Source organism: Bradyrhizobium sp. P2_E8 (genome assembly GCF_056403875.1).
Window position 1 is genome coordinate 1 of record NZ_JBFUES010000314.1, and the last position, 7,388, is coordinate 7,388.

The 7,388-nt window shown below is 65.5% G+C and carries 8 protein-coding genes; 4 read left to right on the forward strand and 4 right to left on the reverse strand.

The window, feature by feature from the left end; translation table 11 throughout:
* Nucleotides 1-535: molecular chaperone DnaJ (locus AC1D00_RS18670; RefSeq protein WP_477011667.1), on the reverse strand; the 535-nt coding region annotated here is incomplete at its 3' end.
* A gap of 107 nt (nt 536-642) precedes the next feature.
* On the opposite strand from AC1D00_RS18670, the gene AC1D00_RS18675 reads away from it, so the two are divergent.
* On the forward strand, nt 643-918 hold the full coding sequence (locus tag AC1D00_RS18675) for a BolA family protein (protein WP_477011672.1): 276 nt from the start codon (nt 643-645) through the stop codon (nt 916-918).
* Between the two features lie 157 nt (nt 919-1,075).
* Here the strand turns inward: AC1D00_RS18675 and AC1D00_RS18680 are convergent, their stop codons facing one another.
* From AC1D00_RS18680 to AC1D00_RS18690, 3 genes are all read right to left on the reverse strand, one after another.
* Nucleotides 1,076-2,380, reverse strand: a complete 1,305-nt coding sequence (locus tag AC1D00_RS18680) for an HlyC/CorC family transporter (RefSeq protein ID WP_027545242.1) — start codon at nt 2,378-2,380, stop codon at nt 1,076-1,078.
* A gap of 92 nt (nt 2,381-2,472) precedes the next feature.
* The gene (aroB, locus tag AC1D00_RS18685) at nt 2,473-3,621 is read right to left on the reverse strand and encodes a 3-dehydroquinate synthase (protein WP_477011668.1); all 1,149 of its coding nucleotides are present in this window, start codon (nt 3,619-3,621) and stop codon (nt 2,473-2,475) included.
* Nucleotides 3,618-4,235, reverse strand: coding sequence for a shikimate kinase (locus AC1D00_RS18690; protein ID WP_477011669.1), 618 nt, complete (start codon nt 4,233-4,235; stop codon nt 3,618-3,620). The genes aroB and AC1D00_RS18690 overlap by 4 nt, the downstream gene beginning before the upstream one ends.
* Nucleotides 4,236-4,417: 182 nt before the next feature.
* Between AC1D00_RS18690 and AC1D00_RS18695 the strand changes: the two genes are divergently transcribed.
* The 3 genes from AC1D00_RS18695 to AC1D00_RS18705 all read left to right on the forward strand — a co-directional run bounded on the left by AC1D00_RS18695 (nt 4,418) and on the right by AC1D00_RS18705 (nt 6,829).
* Entirely contained in the window at nt 4,418-4,564 is a 147-nt protein-coding gene (locus AC1D00_RS18695) for a hypothetical protein (RefSeq protein ID WP_035669499.1), read from the forward strand.
* 17 nt (nt 4,565-4,581) lie between these two features.
* Nucleotides 4,582-5,541 carry a site-specific tyrosine recombinase XerD gene (gene xerD / locus AC1D00_RS18700; RefSeq protein WP_477011670.1) on the forward strand — a complete coding sequence of 320 codons (960 nt, stop codon included), beginning with the start codon at nt 4,582-4,584 and terminating at the stop codon, nt 5,539-5,541.
* Between the two features lie 325 nt (nt 5,542-5,866).
* A complete protein-coding gene (locus AC1D00_RS18705; protein WP_477011671.1) occupies nt 5,867-6,829 on the forward strand; it encodes an acetyl-CoA carboxylase carboxyltransferase subunit alpha in 963 nt (320 codons plus the stop codon).
* The last annotated feature ends 559 nt before the right edge of the window (nt 6,830-7,388 follow it).

Consider the following 7,388-nt stretch of genomic DNA (forward strand, 5'->3'; position numbering starts at 1 on the left):
GGTGCTGCTTGACCAGCGCCTTGTACTTGGTCTTGACGTCGGCGAGCGTGGCACTGGGGCCGAGGCCCATGACCTGGAGCGCCTTGCGCTCGGCGTTCATCACCTTGCGCGTCTCGGCCTTGGGCTGGGCGTCCGGCCCCTTCCGCCAGTTGGCGCGGCCGTTGATCTCTGAGAACATGCTGAACGGATCGGACGCCATATCGATCTCGGCTTCCGCACCCTTCTTGCCGCCATTGGCGCCCATCTTCCAGGTCGGACGGTGGCCGGTCAGCGCATCCTTCTGGTAGCGCGCGACGGCGTCGGCATTCATGCCGGAGAAGAAATTGTAGTTCTGGTTGTACTCGCGCACGTGGTTCAGACAGAAATGCCAGTACTCGCGCTGGTTCTCACGCCCCTTCGGCGCGCGGTGTGCGCCCTTGTTCTGGCATCCGGCCCATTCGCACGCGACCGCGGTGTCGCGCGGCTTCACCTCGGGCTGCTTGCCCCGCGGCTTGACGCGGATGGAGTCGAAGAACTTTGATGAATCGATCGGCATGGCTGACTTTGACTACGCAATGCAAAAACCTTCAAGTCTTGACATTGCAATTAGCTGCGAACCCGGCAAATAACGGAGTGCGATCTCTGCACCTGAATGGCACACACATGGCTATGAGAGACACTATCAGCAACAAGTTGCAGGAAGCTTTCACGCCGGAAAGTCTGCAGGTCGTCGATGACTCACACCTGCATGAGGGCCATGCCGGCCATCGGCCGAGCGGCGAGACGCACTTTCGCGTTTATATTGTGTCTCAAGCCTTCAAAGGGAAGAGCCGGGTCGATCGCCATCGCATGATAAATGCGGCGCTGGCCGCGGAACTCTCCGACAGCGTGCACGCGCTCGCGATCCACGCGCAGGCGCCGGGGGAAGGCGGGACCTAGCTCGCCAATCCGGCTGTCATGCCCACCACCGGGTCTCGCCTTCGGCCAGCCCGATGACAGGCTCCGGCGGGGCATCCAGTAAACACTGCTGGCGAGATTCACTCGATAAGCCGCGGCGTACTGGATCGTCCGCCTGCGCGGACGATGACACCGTGCGTCAAAACGACGTCCCGGCCCGTCTCGGCTTTGCCTCCTCCAGCTCCGCCTCGCGCGGCACCGGTGAAATACGGAGCGCGGTGATGCGGTTGCGTTCGCGGCGCAGGACGCGGAAACGGAAGCCGTGGAACGTGAAGCTCTGGCCGCGATCGGGGATCGAGCGCGCCTCGTGAATGACGAGGCCGGCGACCGTGGTTGCCTCTTCATCGGGCAGATGCCAGTCCATGGCGCGGTTGAGATCGCGGATCGGCACCGAGCCGTCGACCACGACCGAGCCGTCAGGCTGGGCGCGCACGCCGGCGACCACGACGTCGTGCTCGTCGGAAATGTCGCCGACGATCTCCTCCAGAATGTCTTCCAGCGTCACGAGACCTTCAACTTCGCCGTACTCGTCGACCACGAGCGCGAAATGGGTCTTGCGGCGGCGGAACGCCTTGAGCTGCTCGGAGACCGGGCGCATCTCCGGCACGAACCAGGGCGGCAGCGCGATGGTGGAGACGTCGATGCGCGAGGTGTCGCCTTCGGCGGCGCGGATCGCGCGCAGCAGATCCTTGGCGTGGAGCACGCCGATGATGTTTTCCGGCTTCTCGCGCCAGAGCGGAATGCGGGTGTATTCGGTCGCCAGCACCTCGCGCACCAGTTCCTCCGGCGGCAGGTCGGCGTTGATCATCATCATCTCGGTGCGATGGATCATGACGTCGGAGACCTGGAGCTCGCGCAGGTCCAACAGGCCGCCGAGCATGTCGCGGTCCTGCTTCTCGAACTTGCCCTCGTGATGCAACAGGTCGACCGCGCCGCGCAGGCGCTCGGTCGGCGACAGGATGGCCTGGTGCTCGCCGGCAAGGCCGAACAGGCGCATCAGGAGGCGCACGATGACTTCGACGATCTTGAGCAGCGGCCCCAGTACATACATGGTCAGCCGCATCGGGCGCGCGACCGCAAGCGCCATGCGGTCGGGCGCGTTGATGGCGATGGTCTTGGGCAGCACTTCCGCGAAGATCACCACCAGCGCGGTCATCACGCCGGTGGCGTAGAGCACGCCGACATCGCCGAACCATGACGTGAAGATGGCGGTGGCGAGCGCGGAGGCGCCGATATTGGCGATGTTGTTGCCGAGCAGCAGCGCGCCGATCAGGCGCTCGCGCATGTCGAGCAGTTGCGAGACCACGTCGGCGTCGTGATTACCCTGCTTGGAGAGCCGCAGCATGCTGGCGCGCGAGGCGCCGGTCAGCGCGGTCTCGCTCGCGGCGAAGAACGCCGAGACCAGGAGGCAGAGGACGACGATGGTGAATCCGAGCCAGTCCATGAACCACTCAAGTTTCTTGTCTTGACGCGTTTTCCTTGCGCGAACCGGTCCCCACTTCGCTCGAAAACGCTTTCACGAAGTTCAGCCGCGCGTCACGCCTTGTGAGCGAGCTTCTCTTTCAGGAAGTCGCGCACCGGGGCCGGCTCGACATCCTTTGCGATCACGGCGCGCCCCACAGCCTCGAGCAGGATGAAGGTGAGCTTGCCGCGCTTGACCTTCTTGTCCTGCGCCATCAGGGCCATCAGCGCGTCGGCATCGGCAAGCCCTTCCTGCGAAAAGCCCGCGATGTCCTGCAAGCGGGTCGGCAGTCCGGCCTCAATGAGATGCTGCTCGACGCGCGCCGCGTCGGCCTCGCCGATCATGCCGAGCTTGGCCGAGAATTGCGCCGCCAGCGTCATGCCGATCGCGACGCCCTCGCCGTGGAACAGGCGATCGGAGAAGCCGGTCGCAGCTTCCAGCGCGTGCCCGAAGGTGTGGCCGAGATTGAGCAGCGCGCGCTCGCCGGTCTCGCGCTCGTCGCGCGAGACCACGCCGGCCTTGGCGCGGCAGGAGGTCGCGATCGCGTGCTCGCGCGCCGAGCCGCCGTTGAAGATGTCGGCGTGGTTCTTTTCCAGCCAGGTGAAGAAGGCCTCATCGCCGAGCACGCCGTATTTGGCGACCTCGGCGTAGCCGGCGCGGAATTGCCGCGGCGACAGCGTGTCGAGCACGGCGGTGTCGGCAATCACCAGCACCGGCTGGTGGAAGGCGCCAAGCAAATTCTTGCCCTGCGGCGAGTTGATGCCGGTCTTGCCGCCAACGGAGGAATCGACCTGTGCCAGCAGCGAGGTCGGCACCTGCACGAAATCGACGCCGCGGCGCAGGATCGCGGCGGCAAAGCCGGCGAGATCGCCGACCACGCCGCCGCCGAGCGCGATGACGAGATCGTTGCGCTCGATCTTGGCCGCGATCAGGGCTTCGCTGACCTTTTCGAGGCCGGCATAGGTTTTCGAGATCTCGCCTTCCTCGACCACGATCCGCGAGGTCGGGATGCCGGCGGCCGCGAGCGATGCTTCCGTCGGCTCGAGCCAATGTTTTGCGACGGTGCGATCCGTCACGATCGCCGTGCGCACGCCGGGGCGTAAGTGCGCGACCCGTTCGCCGAGCGAGGCCAGCACGCCACGGCCGATGACGATGTCATAGGCGCGATCGCCGAGCGCGACACCGACGTTGACGGGGTCGGAATGTTTCAGGGGCGCGGTCATCGTACGGCACTCGCAACGTCGGCAGGTGGCTGATGCTCACCGCAAAGATGCGCGCGCAGCGTCTCGATGCATTCCTCGACGATCTTGTCGTGCGGCACGTCGCGGGAGGCGATGGTGAGGTCGGCATGGCTGTAAACCGGCTCGCGCTCGGTGAGCAGGCGCGTCACCGTCCCTTCCGGATCGGCGGTCTGGAGCAGCGGACGATCGGCGCGGCGGCGGACGCGGCGCATGATGACGTCGTGGTCGGCCTTGAGCCAGATCGAGACCGCCTTCGCCGCGATCCGGGTCCGCGTCTCCTCGCGCATGAAGGCGCCGCCGCCGGTCGCCAGCACCACCGGGCCGCCGTCGAGCAGGCGCGCGATCACCCGGGCCTCGCCGTCGCGGAAATGGGCCTCGCCATGGCGCTCGAAAATCTCTGGTATGGTCATGCCGGCCGCCGCCTCGATCTCAGTGTCGGCGTCGACGAAGGGCAGCTTGAGCCGGGCCGCCATGCGGCGACCGATGGTGGATTTGCCCACCCCCATCATGCCGACGAGCACGATCGAACGCGCCCCGAGCGCCGACAGGATGTCGGCCTCAGGCGGAGCTTGTATCGGCAACGCGGCGTCGGACATGGGTCTCGCTCTGGATCTCGCTCTGGGTCTCGCTCGATCTGCCGCCAAAAGCGGCCTGCTTTGGCCACCTATACGACCCCGAAGGGGGCCTCGCCAGAGGACTCTTGCCACGAAACGGCGAACATGTTGGATGATTTCATTGGTTAATTTGCCGGCCTGGACCTTTACCGAGACCTTGCACGATGCCCAGCCTGTTCCGCTTCCTGACGGTCGTCGCCGTGATCGCCGGCATCGTCTATGGCGTGGTCTTTGCGCTGGCGAACTTCGTCAATCCCAAGCCGCGGGAAATGACGGTGACGATCCCGCCGGATAAGTTTCTCAAGAAATAGGAGCTAGCCTCCAGGGCATGCGTGCAAAGCCCTCAGACAGCAAGCTCACCGGCCTGTTCCTCGACATGCTCGCGGCGGAACAGGGCGCCGGCCCCAATACGCTCGATGCCTACCGCCGCGATCTCACGGACTTCTCCGAGTTCCTGGGCCGCATCGGCCACTCTTTTGCGGATGCCGAAACCCAAACGCTGCGCGACTATCTTGCCGATCTCGACACGCGTGGCTTCAAATCCACCAGCGTCGCGCGCCGCCTGTCGGCGATGCGGCATCTCTACCGCTTCCTCCTGAACGAGCGCATTCGCATCGACGATCCCGCCGCGATCCTGTCCGGCCCCAAGCGCGGCCGCGGCCTGCCAAAGGTGCTGTCGATCGCGGATGTCGACCGCATGCTCCGCCGTGCCAAGGAATTGAGCGAGGCGGAGGAGGCCTCGCCCTCGAAGCGGCTGCGCGCCTTGCGGCTCTATTGCCTGCTCGAGGTGCTCTACGCCACGGGCCTGCGCGTCTCCGAGCTGGTGGCGCTGCCGCGCACGGCGGCCAAGCGCGACGCCCGCATGATCGTGGTGCGCGGCAAGGGCAACAAGGAGCGGCTGGTGCCGCTGAACGAGGCCTCGCGCCAGGCGATGGCGGATTATCTTGCCGCGACCGAAGCCGCGAAGACGGAGAAGAAGAAAGACGGCCTGGCCGCCTCGAAATGGCTGTTTCCCTCGTTCRGCGAGAGCGGTCATCTGACCCGGCAGCATTTCGCCCRCGACCTCAAGGAGCTCGCGGTCGCCTCGGGCCTGCAGGCGCGGCTGGTCTCCCCGCACGTGCTGCGCCACGCCTTTGCCAGCCACCTGCTGCACAACGGCGCGGACTTACGCATCGTGCAGACCCTGCTCGGCCACACCGACATCTCGACCACCCAGATCTACACCCACGTGGTCGAGGAGCGGCTGAAGAGCCTGGTGCGCGACCTGCACCCGCTGGCGGAGAAATAACTTGTCGTCGTCCCGGCGAAGGCCGGGACCGATACCGCGTGATCTGTCGGTGAGGGGCGCTGTCAGTCCCGCAGAAAGATCGCATCACTCCGAGTCTTCGCCAAATTTCTCCCTGTGGTTATGGGTCCCGGCCCTCGCCGGGACGACAGCGGTGGCCGAAACCGCCTTGACTTCGGCCACATCTCCGCAGAAAGAGCCGTGGCCTCACGATTGATTTGGCGGGCGGCCCAGAAGCCCACAAGCCAACCCATTGAAGAAGCTACACTTCTTTCCGCAGGTCTGAAACCGCTTCGCCGCCTCGCCCCGTCCTCCCTATATTGAGTTGATGCAAGACCAGATGCGCAGCTATCTCGACTTCGAAAAGCCCGTCGCCGAGCTCGACTCCAAGGTCGACGAGCTGCGGACGCTCGCGGCCTCCGGGACCGACATCAGTGACGAGATCGGGCGGATCGAGGACAAGGCGGCGCAGGCGCTGGCCGACCTCTATACGAACCTGACGCCGTGGCAGAAGACGCTGGTCGCGCGGCATCCGCAGCGGCCGCATTTCAACGATTTCATCACGGGCCTGATCACCGAGTTCACGCCGCTCGCCGGCGACCGCAAGTTCGGCGAGGACGAGGCCCTGGTCGCCGGCTTCGGCCGCTTCCGCGGCGAGCCGATCTGCGTGATGGGCCAGGAAAAGGGCGATTCCACCGAGAGCCGCATCCGGCACAATTTCGGCATGGCGCGGCCCGAGGGCTATCGCAAATGCGTGCGGCTGATGGAGATGGCCGAGCGGTTCGGCCTGCCGGTGCTGTCGCTGGCCGATTCCGCCGGCGCCTATCCCGGCATCGGCGCCGAGGAGCGCGGCCAGGCCGAGGCGATCGCGCGCTCGACCGACGCGTGCCTGTCGCTGGGCGTRCCGAACGTCGCCATCATCACCGGCGAAGGCATGTCGGGCGGCGCCATCGCGATCACCACCGCCAACCGGGTGCTGATGCTGGAGCACGCGATCTACAGCGTGATCTCGCCGGAGGCCGCCTCCTCCATCCTCTGGCGCGACGGCACCARGGCGCAGGAAGCCGCCAACAACATGAAGATCACCGCCCAGGACATGCTCCGCTTCGGGGTGATCGACAGCATCCTGAAGGAGCCGGTCGGCGGCGCCCACCGTGACCCCGCCGCCATGATCGCCACCACCGGGGATGCCATCGCCAAGGCGTTTGAGGAGCTCCACGGCCTCGACGCCGACGCCATCCGCAAGCAGCGGCGGCAGAAATTCCTCGATATCGGCCGGAAACTGGGCTGATTCGTGCGGTTTTTGTGTCCCGGACGCGGTGCGGCACGAAGTGACGCTCCGCTGAGCCGGGACCCAGCAGGCTCCACAGACCGCCTTCAGCGTAGGCCCCGGCTCTGCGGCGCACCGCTGAAGAAGCGCTGCGCCGCGTCCGGGGCACGAGAAACCGGTCCCCGGTAACCCCGCATTAACCCTTTTTTTGCCCAAATCGGCGATCTGAGTCTGGTTGGGGCCGGAAGGCCCAAGTAAGGCCAAAGTCGCGTCCATTTAGTCTCTGTTGACCATGCCATTGGGCCAACGGGCTCGTGATCCCCGCTCGGGTTGCGACCACATGACCCAGAGGTTAGAATTTTAATTAATGGCTTCAGGGCATAAGCGCTGGAGCATGGTTTGAAAAAGCCCGTCACGACGGGTCCGGATCTCCGGTCGGATCATGCTCCAACGAATTGGGGTTCGCGCTGCTTGCCCGGCACGGTGTGGGGTCCATCTTGATTTCTCGTTCGCTTGCTCGCGCGCTCTTGGCTTCGGTTGCGCTGTTGACGGCCAGTGTTCTGCTGGCCGGCTGCGACAC

Coding starts and splice junctions, on each gene's coding strand:
- AC1D00_RS18675 (WP_477011672.1), top strand. CDS start 643: ATGGCTATGAGAGACACTATCAGCAACAAGTTGCAGGAAGCTTTCACG.
- AC1D00_RS18680 (WP_027545242.1), bottom strand. CDS start 2,380: ATGGACTGGCTCGGATTCACCATCGTCGTCCTCTGCCTCCTGGTCTCG.
- aroB (WP_477011668.1), bottom strand. CDS start 3,621: ATGACCGCGCCCCTGAAACATTCCGACCCCGTCAACGTCGGTGTCGCG.
- AC1D00_RS18690 (WP_477011669.1), bottom strand. CDS start 4,235: ATGTCCGACGCCGCGTTGCCGATACAAGCTCCGCCTGAGGCCGACATC.
- AC1D00_RS18695 (WP_035669499.1), top strand. CDS start 4,418: ATGCCCAGCCTGTTCCGCTTCCTGACGGTCGTCGCCGTGATCGCCGGC.